Source organism: Runella limosa DSM 17973, from assembly GCF_000482465.1.
Classification (GTDB): domain Bacteria; phylum Bacteroidota; class Bacteroidia; order Cytophagales; family Spirosomataceae; genus Runella; species Runella limosa.
This window is the reverse complement of record NZ_KI519433.1, coordinates 33,054-47,336: the sequence shown is the minus strand read 5'-3', so window position 1 is coordinate 47,336 and position 14,283 is coordinate 33,054. Positions and strand designations below refer to the sequence as shown.

Sequence of the window (14,283 nt, the reverse complement as noted above, 5' to 3'; positions counted from 1 at the left end):
TTTTTTTAAAAACAAGCCTAGACTTCCTCCAAACGGTAAAAACGAGCGGCATTTTGACCCAAAACTTTGGCTTGGTCATTTTCCGAGAAACCCACGCGTTTCATGTACTCTTGGACGATGCCAAGTACTTGTTCGTACTCTGCCGCTACCAAGCAAACGGGCCAATCGGAGCCAAACATCAATCGATCCACACCAAAAGCTTCGAAAACCACGTCTAAATAGGGGAAAAAGTCTTCGGTTTTCCAGTTTTTCCAATCGGCTTCCGTCACCATGCCTGATACTTTACAATAAACGTGCGGGTAAGTCGCCAATTGCCGCATGTAGTTCGACCACGTATTGATTTTTTTGTCTTTGATATAGGGCTTCGCAATATGATCAACTACAAACTGCACCTCAGGCACCTCGCGCACCAACTGCAACGAGGCTTTCAACTGCGTAGGATAAATGAGGATGTCATAAGTATAGTCAAACGCGCTCAATTGCCGAATTCCTTTGATGATTTCGGGGCGCGCCAAAAAATCGTCGGGCTCGCCCTGCGCCACGTGACGAAATCCTTTCAACAATTCATATTGTGAATAATAATCAAGGCGGTCGTACAAATCACTTGCTTGCAAATCGACCCACCCCACAACTCCTTGCACAAACGAGGAATATTTTTCGGCCAACGCCAACAAAAACAAGGTTTCGGCGTCCGATTGGTCGGCCTGAACGGCCACACAACCCGTTACGCCATTGGCTTCATAAACGGGCTTCAAATCTTCGGGCAGAAAGTTTTGACGGATACGCGTCATTTGGTCGTTTATCCAAGCGTCGCGCTCGGCATCGTATATCCAAAAATGTTGGTGCGAATCGATAATCATTTGAAATCAAAAATTTAATTGGACGTTCGTTTGTTTACGCAAATCTACAAACGTTTCGCATCTCCGATGCACGGGATTTGTTTCTTTGTGCTACATCTACAAACGTTTTGCATCTCCGATGCACGGGATTTGATTATTTGCGCAACACTACAAACGTTTCGCATCTCCGATGCGCGGGATTTGTTTCTTTGTGCTACATCTACAAACGTTTTGCATCTTCGATGCTGGGATTTGTTTGTTTGTACGAAACTACATCTACAAAGGTTTCGCATCTGCGATGCGGGATTTGTTGTGCGTTTGGATTCAATCTTTAATTTTCCTATTTATTTCAAAATTTCCATGGAAGTCAATTCGGGGCCGCCACCTCGGTTGCCCGAACCTGCCGCTACGTACACCTTTTTCTTATAAATCGTCGCGCCTGTTCCGTGACGACCTTTATTCATGTTAGGCAACTTTTCCCATTTCATAGTCTTGGTATTCAACGCCTCCACGTCCGCGTGGGCTTCCACTTGAGCGGGGCTTTCTCCCCCCATAATCAACAATTTATACCCAAAAGGCACGGCCATGTTTCCTGCCCGCTGCGTAGGTAAATTTAGGTCGGCAGGTAAGGTCATCCACGTATTTGTTTTAAAGTCAAAGACATCAACCGCAGCCTCTGTCAAATTCAACACCTGATTGATACGAGCTGTCGAGCGACGCCCTCCCGCTACGTACAATTTGTCATCAATAACCGCCACCGAAACGTGGTCTCGCATGTGCGGGGCATCGGGAAGTTTACGCCACGTATTGGTTTTGGGATCAAATTCATCGAGCCAACCCACGTGCCCGTCGTAATGGCCATCTTGGATACCGCAAACGAGGTACAATTTATTCTTGTAATTCACTGCTCCCGTTGCTCCCCGCAAACGGTCAGCAGGAATCGGCGTTCCTTCACGCCATTCGTTTTTGGCAGGGTTAAAGATATAAATAGAAGTCAACGGTTTTTCGTGCGGATATTGTCCCATAAACGCCCCCATCACGTAGGCTTCGTTGTTGTATTCAATCGCCTGAAAGTGATTCATCTCAACGGGAGGAGCCGCTAATTGTTTCCACGAATTGGTTTTGGGGTCAAATTCATCAACGGGCCGCGTGCCGCGTCCACCAATTAGGTACAATTTATCCCCGACTTTGGTAAACGCATTTTCGTGCCGTGCTGTGCAGCTATTGGCGGTCTGCGCAGTTTCCCAGTTTTCAACCGACTGAGCGATTCCAAAGTGGGCAAGGGCCATTATTGAGCAAAAAAGGCCTGTTTTAAGGTGAGTTGAGTGCATATTTGGTAGTAAACATTTAAGGTATAAATCTGATGTGGTGCATTTTTTACTCGCTGAAACATTAATTGATTTTGGGAAAAATGTAAATTGCCAAACCAACTAAAATCCCCCATTTATCCGTAACAACCATGAAAACGTTTTCTCAACTATTGTTACTAGGGTTACTTCTACAAGCCTGCTTTGCCGATCACCGAGTGGATGTAGCCTTGCCCAAAGAATACGAAGCCTGCTGCGGCCTTCAACCCGTTGATTTTAAACACAGTAACGGGTCTATTTACATGCCCAATGTGTTTACCCCAAATGGAGATGGCATCAATGATTTGTTTTATCCTTTCATTAGCGACGAAATCCTAGAGGTACAAGGTTTTACCATTTTGAGTGCCAGTGGCGATACGGTCATTTTTTCACGCCCCACAGTACTTTACGACCGTTTGAATGAATTTGCTTGGAACGGTCTGCGAAGAGATGGAACTCTTTACCGAGGCCGTTTCAAATACGGGATGCGAGTAATCAGTAAAGATTTTAAGTTGCGTTTATTAGAAGGGGAAGCCTGTAGCGTAATTTGCGAGCCTGGCACAAGGGAATTGAAAGTCAAAAAGGGGTGCTTTTATCCTAGCCAAGCGGGAAGTAATGGCAAAGCTGGAAAAGTGGACAGTACACTTATGAATAAAGAAACAGACTGTCTTCGCTAACGCGAGACTCTACTCGTGTTAGCTATTAACAGGCTTCTAGCCCTGCTTGTAACCCTACAAAGGGTAAAACCTGACACTGATAGAACGAGCAGGATACTCGCTCTATCAGTGTCAGGTTAGTCATTTTTAAGGTGGTAAGCGTGGCTTATTTACTCCACTTTTATAATTGTTGCCTGTCGTCCAATCATAAACCAATGATTATTCGCGTATTTCCAGATATTGGTAAAACGACGGGTAACAGTCTTACCTGCATGTTGCTGCATTCCTTGTGGTTTAGTAATTTCCTCCCCCATTACCATCGCGATGTTGTCATTGAAAGTAATTTTTTCAATAGTTCGGACAAACGAAGCATACGCCAAATTTCCCGTACGAAGCTGCATTTTCGAACCTTCTACTGTACCAACACGATTCGCAGGGGTATTTACCACCATTTCGTTCGACCAAATTTTTCCAAACAACGTTGCTGAATCTCCACGCATCGTAGCCTCTCGTTCGATATTTTCAAGGCGACGGAGCTCCGCTTCTCGTGGGTCAGTTTGGGAAAATGAAATGATGAATGATGTAAGAGAAGTGATGAGAATGAGAAATGTTTTTTTCATGGTAATTTAAGTTTAATACAGAAACCGATGGGGAAAGAAGTTATTCTTTTGACCGATTTCACAACTTATCAGGACTAATCGGCTGTGGAACAACGTTTTCAACAGGCTTACAGCTTTTTAAATACGCAAAAATCGCTACCAAATCGTCTTTTTTGGCATGAACATAGTTCTGCCAAGGCATTGGCGGCAATAATGGACGGGCCGAGCGAATGCCCTTGCTTTTGCCCTCAGTCATGGCAATGATAAATTGTTCTTCAGTCCAAGTGCCGATACCCGTAGCATGAGGGGTAAGATTGGCCGAGAAGGTAGCTCCCCAAGGCCCTACAGCGATGGTGTTCATGGGATGGAAAAGTACCCAATCTTGAGTTTTCACCACTTTACCGATTGGAATGTGGGCAGGATGCCCGCTTAATCCCAAATCAGGGTCAGGAATTGGCCCTTGAGCGGTCATTTTCTTGGGGGCGTGGCAGTCAGCACAACCCATGATTCCGACTAAGTATTTTCCCTTTTCAATTTGGGCTTGGGTGTATAACTCCCCTGTCCCACCATCGGAGCGAGCCGTAGATACGGCTAGAGGACTGACAGACATTAAAACTGCAGTACCGAAAACTGCAAAAGCGAAGATTGAAATTTGTTTTTTCATAATACATTATTGGTTTAAAAAAGACTTAACAATTAAACAGGTAAACGCCTAAAATTCTATGCGCTAATAACTCGACCCGATTTGTTTATCCACCGCCGCGCGGGCACTTCTACAAACCGATAAGTGAAGTACGATACGACCAACGTAATACCGATAAATACCAAACATATCAGCCAGCCCGTGAGCATATCTGGTTTGGACGGCGGGCCTGTTGGATTAGGCGGGGCAGTCAGTGTCATAATGGCCTGAATGGTGTACATGAGCGGTTGATGTACCAAATAAATCGAAAACGACCGCTCCAGCGGCCTGGCAATCACCTAAGCGTTGTAAGGCATTGGTTGCCAAAAAAGTATTCAAATTTGGGCTTCCATAAGCAGCCGACAAAATCATCAGCGGAAAAAACGAAACCGTAAAAACATCTGGGATAGCAAAGTGCATACAGAGTCCCAAACCCAAAGTAAGCAGTAGAAATGAATAGCCGTTGGCAAGCCAATTTTTTCCCCAATCTTCCTGATAACCAGCATACATCACCATACCCAACACAAAGCCAAATAAACAGCGCAGAAAGCCGTATTGGTAGGATACATTGATACTCAGCAGCGCGGGATCAACTCGTACAAAAGGTATTGAAGCAGGCTCAGTAACCAGCGGAACAATCCAAAACGTTATGACCAAGTATCCCGCAAAGCAAGCCAATACAACCATAACTCTGCCCAGTGCGCCTAATTTCAAAAATGGTTTTACCAAAAACGGAAACAACATGTACATCCACCATTCGGTACTGATTGACCAAGAAGCATTATTCCACGTAAACCACTGGTTTAAATTCATGCTGTGAAGCAGCAACAAATGACTTGGAATGGTCGAAAAATCATTGCTGACGGTATCCATCGGATTGGCGGGGGCGTTGTTGGCCAACATGATAATTTTGAGACCAATACAATAGAGCAACGTAACAAAATGCAATGGATACACCCGCGCAAAACGCGCAGTAGTAAAACGTTTGAAATCACTACCCGATACCGAATCAGTAAACCATTTACCATATACGTGCATCATGATAAATCCACTCAATACAAAGAAAAAATCCACCATCAGATACATGCGGGTGAATAGAAGCGAGTCTTTGAATTTAAGGAGCATGTCACCTCCCATGCCGAGCATCAAATCAACGTGGAAAATAACCGTAAGCAAAGCAGCAATGCCGCGCAACGGGGTGAGGTTAGAAAGATAGGAGGTAGTTGTTTTCATAGTTTTTAAAGGTTTATATTTTCAAATATCGACTGAAGCCTGGAACGCTTGAAACACACTAAACCTTGCTGGCTTATAGACAGAACAAACGTAGGCGAAAATGCCATTTTATGCCAAAAAATGGGGTCAGTGTAAAGGCTTTGGGGTGAATAACAAAGCCTATAAGTAAAAATACGTGCCTTTTTAGGTCGCTAGTACCACTTGTTTAGCGTATCCTCTGGAAACGGGCAAGGGTTCGGCCACTTGCCAAAGATGCAGTTTATACCCTTGTGCATTGCCCGAAACCTTATATACTTTCTGTAGATTGACCATATAGGATCGATGACAACGCCGAATATATGTAAGTTGAATTTGAGATTCTACTTTGCTAAGGCTACTTCTCAAAAGCTCCTTTTTCAGTTTGCCACTTGGCTCCTGAGACACCACTGTTACATAGTTATCATCGGCTTCGATATAGCACAAATTTTGGGGAGTTAAAACAACTTTATCCTTTCCATTTTCAGCCATTAAAGTCAGAAAGTGATGTACAATTGCTGTTTCTTCATTCGCTGTTTGTAACTCTTCCGCTAGCTCGGTTTCCATCACTTTGGCTGGGCGGCTGTATTCATGATTCAGTCTATAATATCGAAACCACACAAAAGTAACTGCTGGAAAAAAGCTAATGATGGCTGTAAATAAAAGCATCATTCCGAATCCCTCCGCAGTGGCGGGAATTTTATCGGAGTGTTGAAGGACAACGTTGGTGAAATTGCAGATTGCAATTAATAAAATAAGCCCCATCACAAATAGAATTTCACTTCCTACAGTCCATCCTTTTTCGTGGTAAATTTTTGGGAAAATACGCCCCAATATTTCAATCATGAAGATGACGCAGAAAGGAGGCCCCGCAGCAAATCCTGAAATAAGGCTTAGTTTATAAAAAGGATCGGTAATAGTATATAAAGTAAAAGGCTCAAATATATATAAAAACAAAAACGGGAATATGCACGACCCTACTACCAACGGCCAATTGTGCCAGCCAATAGTGTAAGCCATGTAAGGCTGGAAAAGCCAATTTTTGATTCTTTGAAGCACTTTTAAGGGCAAGTGAGTTAGGTTCTACTACGCTCAAAAGTATTATTTGATGTGTAAAACTACAAACCCTCTGTACCTGAATTGATTAAACGGTAAAATCAACCGCATTTTCAATGTTTTTAACAAAAAATAGTAGCGCCCTATACCAGTGCGCTACTATTACATATCATGCTTACCTATCAGTTTTGGTGGGTTAATTAGTCCTTCCAAGTTTCGACTTCGGCGATAAAAAAACTTGGAAGGACTTTTTATTACAAAATCTGATTAAACTCCAAACGCTCGCCGTCGGGGCCTGTGATGTTGAAATATTTACAGCCTTTCTGCCAAAAAGCAAGAAAAACGGGCGATTCTTCGATGATGTTAAAACCTTCTTTTTTCAAAAGCTCAAATGTCGCATCAATGTCTTCTACGTCAAACGCGACGTGGTCGATGTGGCCGTCTTTGCGGGAACGAATCTCATTTAAGGCGGCGTCGGGCATTTGATAAATCTCAATGATGATGTCTCCTTGCTTCATCATGGCCACTTTCCCCTCCCCTCCTTCGTGCTGAAAAGTAGAAGACATCACATTTGTAAAGCCCAAGCTTTGATAAAATGCTTCCGAGCTAGCCAAGTCCACGACAGGAATACCAATATGCTGAATACGAGCTAAGTTCAATTTCATAGAAACAAGTGTTTTTGAGGTGATAAAACGAAAGGGCTGTTTGTCCACACCTTCAAACAGCCCATCGTTTATTGTTCATCACAGGTTAATTGTAAGACAAAGGTAATGCCTCTTTACACCTAAAATTTATTCTTCTCAGTTTGATTTTATTAAATTTATAACAAATAATTGAAATATATTTGGAATAATTTAGCACAAAATTTTCAAAATGAACATCAATAAAAACCTCTGCGAAAAACTGTACCTAGAAGTAAAAGCCAAGCTTCAGAATGAGTTTATCAGGCGAGGGATGACCTACCGAGGTTCTGAAACTTCTATTTGGAAATTGGTCAACCCAAACACGGACAAAACGTATTTTCAAACCATTTTAGAAGAACATACGCAGTTGTCGTTTTCTACCACTTTCAATACCATGTACCTATGGCGCAAAAAAAACGAGGTACAAAGTCGTGAAGTGGTTAATTTTCAGGAAGATTACTTAGAGTTATTTACCAAATTCTTGGGGTATCCCAACCCACAATCGTACATAAGCGAGTTCTCACTGACGTTGCACAACTATTTTGGCATCAAAAATGAAGGAAAAATTGTGGTCGTTCAACCCATTTTTGACGCCAATAAAGACGTACCACCGCCCGATATGCAAGGAAAATTTCCGCGTGCCAACGAGCAAACCGTCGATTCGCGGGACACAGAATGTTTGTTGGAGCTAATTCAATTGTTTCACAGCTACCATCAAATCCTTCCCCAGCGCGTCTATGATCAAGAATTAATTATCCATAAAAGCGATGGTTACGATTTTAACGAAACGATTTTAAACCTAAATAAAACAAATTGTATCTTTTCGATTGGCTTCTATTCCAATTACTTTTTCCGCTGGGTATTGGCAAACTACGCCTATCCTTACCTCGAATTTGACGAAAAAAACATCCGCTTTCGGATAAAGTATTTTCACCCCATTTTAGAACAGACCGTTTGGAGTGATTTTTACCAAGGAAGTGAAGATTTTGATGTGGGTTTTATTTGCAAACTCCCCATCCAGTTTGGCACGAGTACTGTCCCGTGCTACTTCTTCTGTGGACTCGAAAATAAAGCGACTCTCGCCATGACCATGTATCTGTGCCAAAATTGGAAAAACCTCTCACAAAAACACGATACTGAGCGCGACCTACCGATTGGAGATGCACCGTTTGTGATGGTGATGCGCGTCAATCGGAGCAATTTGAAGGAAATTTATTGCGAAAAAGTAGTGGTATTGGACTTTGAATAAAAGTTATTCGTAATAATACACCCGAAGATAGGCCATGTCGCGCAGAAAATCGAGTTTTTCTACCTCTACCCGAATGATTCGCAAGCCCGTTCGCTCTTGCAAATCTTCAATCAGCGCTTGGCGGTGGCACTTGGCTGTCAACGAGATTTTATCGTACATAATCTCTTTCGTCGATTGGCGACGGTACAAAAAATTGCTTTCCAGAATAAACGTCAACAACAGCAACAGCGTCGTTATGATGGCCGTAATACCTGCTGAGTTGGTCGAAATACCATGAATTAGCCCTAAGGCAATTACCAAAAACAGGTACGTCATATTCCGAGTCGAAATACCCTCCGTTCGATACCTTAGCATCGAAAACACCGCAAACAACCCAAAAGCCGCCCCCATCGATACCTCTACCTTGTTCAGTAAGTACGTAACCGAAAAGATAATAAGATTAAAAATGAGAAAAGTAAAGACAAACTCAGTGTTGCGATAGATTGGAAAATAAATCAAACGTAGCAAAATGGCCATGCTCATCAAATCAAGGCCAAGTTGAAAAAACAGTTCGTATGGTAAATCGTTCGACATAATGAGTTAGGTATCCGTGGTGTTTCAATATTCGTTTAGTCGATGGATTTTTGAGTACATGGGTTTGAAAAGATTTGCTTTTATGCCTGGTTCAACGCTCATCAAACCCAAGCAATACTTGCTCAATCCCCCCTCCCGAATGCCCATATCTCTCATCAACAGGGTAAAAGGACTTTGAAAATACGTACGCTGCTTCGCTTCTGCCACCACAATATGCGGGTAAATTCCCGATTGGTCTTGCCAACGAAACCACATATTGAGGTCAAACGTGACGCGCTCAGGGCAGGTTTTATTTACCAGCGTAAATCGGTGATAATACACCCAAACCGTTGGTTCTAGGGCCATTGCTGAAAAATCACCCGCTATATTATCCAAAAAATCTGTGCTGGTTGGGCACAAATCCAACGACAATTCTTCGATGGCTATCCGTTTTTTGATGGTTCGTCGCTTATTGTCCTTTAATTTTACTTCCAAAAACTGTGCGTCAGTATCCACATATCGCCTAGCTCGCACTTTGTATCGATTGAGCTTGCCGTGCAAATGTTGGTGGTAAAACAAGCGTTCGGGTGTGTCAAAATAAAGGGTATCGTAACGAAAAACCGTTTTGGAACTCATCCGCAAAACGTGGTAATAGGGTTGCAATTGTGTCAGTACATCGCCCAAATCATCTTTACGAAACATATATTTAAAGTCGATACGGTTCATCAAACGCGTTGATTCCATATCGTTGAGCGAAATCTTAGAAAATGAATCAAGAAAACGTTCAATCATACATTTAGTCATAAATCAATCAGGTTGTAAGCAACCTGATACACAAAAAACCAAAAAGGGTACAATCAAAGACCGTACCCTTTTTGGTTTTTTCACTATATATTTTTTAAGAAAATTGCGTTTCCGCTAAGATTCAAGCAATTAATTAATCACTTCTTCCTCTTTTTTCTTCACCGTAATCACGAGATTCTCGCTTCCATCTTCATGGTCAGCCAATAATGTGTCTCCTTCGCGAAGATCGCCCTTGAGAATTTCTTCCGCAACGGGATCTTCAAGGTATTTTTGGATGGCACGATTGAGCGGACGCGCACCGTACTGTTGGTCGTATCCTTTTTCTGACAAAAAGTCTTTTGCTTTCTCAGTCAACTCAACTTTATATCCCAAGGTAGTGATGCGATTGAAAAGTTTACCCAACGAGATGTCGATGATACGGTGAATGTCTTCGCGTTGAAGCGTATTAAACACAATCACATCGTCCAAACGGTTCAAAAACTCTGGAGAAAACGCTTTTCTCAAGGCATTCTGAATCGTGGTTTTCATCATATCGTCTTGGTTTTCGGTTTTTGCTTTGGTTGCAAATCCAATACCTGAGCCGAAATCTTTCAAATCACGCACCCCAATGTTTGAGGTCATAATAATAATCGTATTGCGGAAATCCACACGACGCCCCAAACCATCCGTCAAAATACCATCGTCGAGCACTTGGAGTAAAAGGTTAAACACATCAGGGTGTGCTTTCTCAATTTCGTCCAACAACACTACGCTGTAAGGCTTACGACGAATTTTCTCCGTCAACTGTCCACCTTCTTCGTAACCAACGTAGCCTGGAGGCGCTCCGATGAGGCGAGACACGCTGAATTTCTCCATGTATTCGCTCATATCAATGCGCACCAACGAATCGTCTTTGTCAAACAGGTAAGTCGAAAGAACCTTGGCCAATTCTGTTTTTCCTACCCCCGTTGGGCCTAAGAAAATAAACGACCCGATTGGTTTTTTAGGGTCTTTCAAACCAACGCGGGTGCGCTGAATCGCTTTGGTCAATTTTTCGATTGGGTTGTTTTGACCAATTACTTTCGCTTTGAGTTCATCAGCCATTCCCAATAACTTCTGACCTTCGTTTTGAGCGACGCGGTTTACAGGAATACCCGTCATCATCGCTACTACTTCAGCCACGTTATCGTCCGTTACAGTATAGCGACGTTTTTTGGTTTCCTCTTCCCAAGCAATCTTCGCGCGGTCAAGTTGATCAAGCAGTTTCTTCTCGCGGTCGCGGAGTTGTGCTGCTTCTTCGTACTTCTGACTTTTCACGACGAGGTTCTTTTGTTTTTTCACCTCCTCGATTTGTTGTTCCAACACCACGATGTCTTCTGGAACGGTGATGTTGCTGATGTGTACGCGCGCACCTACCTCATCCAATACGTCGATGGCCTTATCGGGCAAGAAACGGTCGGTAATATAACGTTCCGACAATTTCACTGCTTGCGCTATGGCCTCATCTGTATAGTTTACGTGGTGGTGATCTTCGTACTTATCTTTGATATTATTGAGGATTTCAATCGTTTCTTCTACGCTTGGCGCGTCCACCATTACAATTTGGAAACGACGAGCCAAAGCGCCGTCCTTCTCAATGTATTGACGGTATTCGTCGAGCGTTGTGGCACCAATACATTGGATGTCGCCCCGAGCTAACGCTGGCTTGAACATATTAGAGGCATCCAACGAGCCTGATGCACCACCTGCGCCTACAATGGTATGCAACTCGTCGATGAACAGAATCACTTCTGGCGATTTTTCTAATTCGTTCATCACGGCTTTCATACGCTCTTCAAATTGGCCACGGTATTTGGTACCTGCCACGAGCGAAGCAAGGTCAAGCGTCACGACGCGTTTGCCAAAGAGCACACGCGATACTTTCTTTTGTACAATTCTAAGTGCCAAACCTTCGGCAATCGCCGTTTTACCAACACCAGGTTCTCCAATAAGGACTGGGTTGTTTTTCTTACGGCGGCTAAGTACTTGGGCTACACGTTCAATTTCTTTTTCACGGCCTACAATCGGGTCTAACTTACCCAATTCGGCCATCTTCGTAAGGTCACGGCCGAAATTGTCTAATACTGGTGTACGCGACTTTTCGGCACTTTTGGGGTCTTTTCCTTGCTGCGAACCGCCGCTGAACATGCTCCGTTCATCGTCGTCCTCAGTATCGGGACCCGCGTGGGGTTTGGTGCCTGATGATTGATACTCTAACATTTCCTTAACGATTTCGTAGTTAACATTAAACTTGGCTAAAATCTGCGAGGCCAAATTATCGGGGTCACGCAGAATGGACAGGAGTAGGTGCTCCGTGCCAATGAGTGGGCTTTTAAAAATTTTTGCTTCTAAGTAGGTTATTTTCAACACCTTCTCCGACTGGCGGGTCAAAGGAATGTTGGCCAAGTTTTTGATATTGTTGGTCGCGGTTCCTTTGGTAACTTGCTCAATTGTCACGCGCAATTCGTCCAACGAAACGCCCAGTTTTTTTAACAGGGCCAATGCCACGCCCTCACCCTCTCTGATCATCCCCAAAACGAGATGCTCTGTACCGATATAATCATGTCCCAAACGGAGGGCTTCCTCACGGCTGAATCCGATGACTTCTTTTACGCGATTTGAAAATTTTGCTTCCATTCGTTGGAGTTAAGCTGTTGTGAAACGTAAGGTAGGTTAGTTTTTTTAGAAAAAAAAACGTAATCGACGACGTAATTCATTAAATTCTCCTTTTTTTCTTTTGTTTCCTCCTTTTTTTAACAGAAAATAGGTATTCAGATTATATACAAAAATAGTGTGTTTTTCATTCCACCTTTACCGACTGTTTCAGCAAACGCGTTGCATCTGCTCCTTGGCACATCAGCAAGTCAAGAATACTCAAATTAGGAACAAACTCAGTTCCGAAATTTTGTTGATAAACAACGGGTTTACTGAAAATGTTGTGCCCCGATGGATTTTTGGGGGAAATCTGTGACAGTGCGTCAAAATACCCCTCGGGAAGGCTCGTTTCAAACACCTCCGTCAGCCGTATTGTCGGTTTTTGCCGCAATAATTTCAGACAGATTGTCAGCAACTCCCAATTGAGGTCAAACAAATACGTTGGCTTTTTGAGATAGACCCGTTCAAAATCACTTCCAAAATACTCAAAATAGGGTGCTTTCCCATAAGCCGCCACAATTGCCCCCCAATGCCGCCGTACCCAACCTTGTGAATAATCAATTTTCACTTCACGAATCGGCATTTTGGGCGCTGAATGAATCACAGGAACAATAAGCGTATCAACACCATTAGCGGCCAAAATATGGCACCGATTTCGGTAAGTTTGCTTCACAAAATGTTCTTGTGTTTCGAGCGCTACCTCTCCATACTTTAATAAACAGGCAAAATACGCCACACTCGGCAAGTACTGTAACTCTATTCGTACTGACAATGCTTTTTACTTAAATAAATGTGATTATGTAAGTAAAGCAATTTGAGTAATATTATCAAAAAAATCACAAAAAAATTTACAAAAAGCCCCCAAACAGGCATAGTAAGTAAAGAAAGTACAAATTTTCTGTATTTGATTACGCAGTAAAGCTTTTTACATTTGCGACAACTAATCATGTTTCCACCTTATATTATTGGCCATGAGATTTTTGAGTTGGATAGGGTATTTACCGCTGTCGGTGTTGTATCTATTGTCAGATTTTGTATATTTTCTACTTTATTATGTGGTCGGTTACCGCAAAAAACTCGTTTTCAAGCATCTTCAACAGGCATTTCCTGAAAAATCGCCACAGGAAACCAAGCAAATTGCCCAAAAATTTTACCAACATTTAGCCGATATTTTCGTAGAAACGCTCAAACTTCCTCATCTTTCCGTAGCTGAAATTCAACAGCGGGTAGAAGTTCAAAACATTGAGCTATTACAGGGTTTTATTGCTAATAACCAGCCTTTTTTGTCGTTTGGCGCACACACCGCCAATTGGGAATGGGTCCCCGCAAGTTTGACCACGCGCGGCATTCCTGTGGATGCCGTTTATAAAACGTTGACCAATGAAAAATCTGATAAATTTATGCAGTCATTGCGGGCCTCTTTTGGGGTTCATCTGATTCCGATGCCTCGGTTAATGCGCGAAATTGTTACCAGAAAACACCTACCAAGACTCATTGGGCTTGTAGCGGACCAATCGCCCCACTCTCCTGAGCACGCACATTGGTTTTCGTTTTTGCACCAAGATACCGCCTTTTTTCCTGGGACGGAGAAGATAGCGCGGGCCACCGAAATGCCCATCGTTTTTGCTGATATTTATCGAATACGGCGGGGGTATTACGTTGCTTCGTTTCAACTCATTGCCCTGCCGCCCTATCAGTCACTTTCGGAGGGAAGTATTACTGAAAAGTATAAAAATATCTTGGAAGAAAGTATCAAAAAACATCCTGCTGACTGGCTTTGGTCGCACAATCGCTGGAAGCACAAACGAAAATAAAAACCCTTCCAAGTTTGCGTATTCGTTAAAATCGAAACTTGGAAGGGCTACCGTGAAAAGGGTTGCTCACAACCCGAAAAAA

General features: G+C 42.9%; 15 protein-coding genes. 3 read left to right on the top strand and 12 right to left on the bottom strand.

Annotation, left to right across the window (positions count from 1 at the left end):
• Positions 1-17 precede the first annotated feature (17 nt).
• Entirely contained in the window at positions 18-860 is an 843-nt protein-coding gene (locus K339_RS0131600; protein ID WP_028527165.1) for an amidohydrolase family protein, read from the bottom strand.
• A 323-nt stretch (positions 861-1,183) separates the two neighbouring features.
• Positions 1,184-2,128, bottom strand: coding sequence for a Kelch repeat-containing protein (locus tag K339_RS0131595; protein ID WP_051398400.1), 945 nt, complete (start codon positions 2,126-2,128; stop codon positions 1,184-1,186).
• 170 nt (positions 2,129-2,298) lie between these two features.
• Between K339_RS0131595 and K339_RS0131590 the strand changes: the two genes are divergently transcribed.
• A complete protein-coding gene (locus tag K339_RS0131590) occupies positions 2,299-2,862 on the top strand; it encodes a T9SS type B sorting domain-containing protein (RefSeq protein WP_028527163.1) in 564 nt (187 codons plus the stop codon).
• Positions 2,863-3,011: 149 nt separating this feature from the next.
• On the opposite strand, the gene K339_RS0131585 is transcribed toward K339_RS0131590, so the two are convergent.
• The 6 genes from K339_RS0131585 to K339_RS0131565 form a co-directional block, all read right to left on the bottom strand.
• Positions 3,012-3,461, bottom strand: a complete 450-nt coding sequence (locus K339_RS0131585; RefSeq protein ID WP_028527162.1) for a nuclear transport factor 2 family protein — start codon at positions 3,459-3,461, stop codon at positions 3,012-3,014.
• Between the two features lie 58 nt (positions 3,462-3,519).
• A complete protein-coding gene (locus tag K339_RS0131580) occupies positions 3,520-4,104 on the bottom strand; it encodes a c-type cytochrome (protein ID WP_028527161.1) in 585 nt (194 codons plus the stop codon).
• A gap of 56 nt (positions 4,105-4,160) precedes the next feature.
• A complete protein-coding gene (locus tag K339_RS37410; protein WP_157607842.1) occupies positions 4,161-4,343 on the bottom strand; it encodes a hypothetical protein in 183 nt (60 codons plus the stop codon).
• Positions 4,321-5,355, bottom strand: a complete 1,035-nt coding sequence (locus tag K339_RS0131575; RefSeq protein WP_028527160.1) for an acyltransferase family protein — start codon at positions 5,353-5,355, stop codon at positions 4,321-4,323. The genes K339_RS37410 and K339_RS0131575 overlap by 23 nt, the downstream gene beginning before the upstream one ends.
• Before the next feature lie 183 nt (positions 5,356-5,538).
• A complete protein-coding gene (locus K339_RS35550) occupies positions 5,539-6,216 on the bottom strand; it encodes a LytR/AlgR family response regulator transcription factor (RefSeq protein WP_169731923.1) in 678 nt (225 codons plus the stop codon).
• Positions 6,217-6,680: 464 nt separating this feature from the next.
• Complete coding sequence (locus tag K339_RS0131565) at positions 6,681-7,091, bottom strand: VOC family protein (protein ID WP_028527159.1); 411 nt, start codon at positions 7,089-7,091, stop codon at positions 6,681-6,683.
• A gap of 208 nt (positions 7,092-7,299) precedes the next feature.
• Between K339_RS0131565 and K339_RS0131560 the strand changes: the two genes are divergently transcribed.
• Positions 7,300-8,358 (top strand): hypothetical protein, encoded by a 1,059-nt coding sequence (locus K339_RS0131560; RefSeq protein WP_028527158.1) that lies wholly within the window; start codon positions 7,300-7,302, stop codon positions 8,356-8,358.
• A 3-nt stretch (positions 8,359-8,361) separates the two neighbouring features.
• Here the strand turns inward: K339_RS0131560 and K339_RS35545 are convergent, their stop codons facing one another.
• From K339_RS35545 to K339_RS0131540, 4 genes are all read right to left on the bottom strand, one after another.
• Positions 8,362-8,931: a DUF4956 domain-containing protein gene (locus K339_RS35545; RefSeq protein WP_037302407.1), complete on the bottom strand. Its 570-nt coding sequence runs from the start codon at positions 8,929-8,931 to the stop codon at positions 8,362-8,364.
• A 24-nt stretch (positions 8,932-8,955) separates the two neighbouring features.
• A complete protein-coding gene (locus K339_RS35540; RefSeq protein WP_051398398.1) occupies positions 8,956-9,702 on the bottom strand; it encodes a polyphosphate polymerase domain-containing protein in 747 nt (248 codons plus the stop codon).
• Between the two features lie 141 nt (positions 9,703-9,843).
• Positions 9,844-12,369, bottom strand: a complete 2,526-nt coding sequence (locus K339_RS0131545) for an ATP-dependent Clp protease ATP-binding subunit (protein WP_028527157.1) — start codon at positions 12,367-12,369, stop codon at positions 9,844-9,846.
• A gap of 163 nt (positions 12,370-12,532) precedes the next feature.
• Positions 12,533-13,159, bottom strand: coding sequence for a WbqC family protein (locus tag K339_RS0131540; protein WP_028527156.1), 627 nt, complete (start codon positions 13,157-13,159; stop codon positions 12,533-12,535).
• Between the two features lie 199 nt (positions 13,160-13,358).
• Here K339_RS0131540 and K339_RS0131530 point away from each other — a divergent pair, with 199 nt between their 5' ends.
• A complete protein-coding gene (locus K339_RS0131530) occupies positions 13,359-14,201 on the top strand; it encodes a lysophospholipid acyltransferase family protein (RefSeq protein WP_028527155.1) in 843 nt (280 codons plus the stop codon).
• The last annotated feature ends 82 nt before the right edge of the window (positions 14,202-14,283 follow it).

What these genes read in the sequence shown, in the direction of transcription:
- K339_RS0131600 (WP_028527165.1), bottom strand. Translation starts at nt 860, where the DNA reads ATGATTATCGATTCGCACCAACATTTTTGGATATACGATGCCGAGCGC.
- K339_RS0131595 (WP_051398400.1), bottom strand. Translation starts at nt 2,128, where the DNA reads ATGGCCCTTGCCCACTTTGGAATCGCTCAGTCGGTTGAAAACTGGGAA.
- K339_RS0131590 (WP_028527163.1), top strand. Translation starts at nt 2,299, where the DNA reads ATGAAAACGTTTTCTCAACTATTGTTACTAGGGTTACTTCTACAAGCC.
- K339_RS0131585 (WP_028527162.1), bottom strand. Translation starts at nt 3,461, where the DNA reads ATGAAAAAAACATTTCTCATTCTCATCACTTCTCTTACATCATTCATC.
- K339_RS0131580 (WP_028527161.1), bottom strand. Translation starts at nt 4,104, where the DNA reads ATGAAAAAACAAATTTCAATCTTCGCTTTTGCAGTTTTCGGTACTGCA.
- K339_RS37410 (WP_157607842.1), bottom strand. Translation starts at nt 4,343, where the DNA reads ATGACACTGACTGCCCCGCCTAATCCAACAGGCCCGCCGTCCAAACCA.
- K339_RS0131575 (WP_028527160.1), bottom strand. Translation starts at nt 5,355, where the DNA reads ATGAAAACAACTACCTCCTATCTTTCTAACCTCACCCCGTTGCGCGGC.
- K339_RS35550 (WP_169731923.1), bottom strand. Translation starts at nt 6,216, where the DNA reads ATGATTGAAATATTGGGGCGTATTTTCCCAAAAATTTACCACGAAAAA.
- K339_RS0131565 (WP_028527159.1), bottom strand. Translation starts at nt 7,091, where the DNA reads ATGAAATTGAACTTAGCTCGTATTCAGCATATTGGTATTCCTGTCGTG.
- K339_RS0131560 (WP_028527158.1), top strand. Translation starts at nt 7,300, where the DNA reads ATGAACATCAATAAAAACCTCTGCGAAAAACTGTACCTAGAAGTAAAA.
- K339_RS35545 (WP_037302407.1), bottom strand. Translation starts at nt 8,931, where the DNA reads ATGTCGAACGATTTACCATACGAACTGTTTTTTCAACTTGGCCTTGAT.
- K339_RS35540 (WP_051398398.1), bottom strand. Translation starts at nt 9,702, where the DNA reads ATGATTGAACGTTTTCTTGATTCATTTTCTAAGATTTCGCTCAACGAT.
- K339_RS0131545 (WP_028527157.1), bottom strand. Translation starts at nt 12,369, where the DNA reads ATGGAAGCAAAATTTTCAAATCGCGTAAAAGAAGTCATCGGATTCAGC.
- K339_RS0131530 (WP_028527155.1), top strand. Translation starts at nt 13,359, where the DNA reads ATGAGATTTTTGAGTTGGATAGGGTATTTACCGCTGTCGGTGTTGTAT.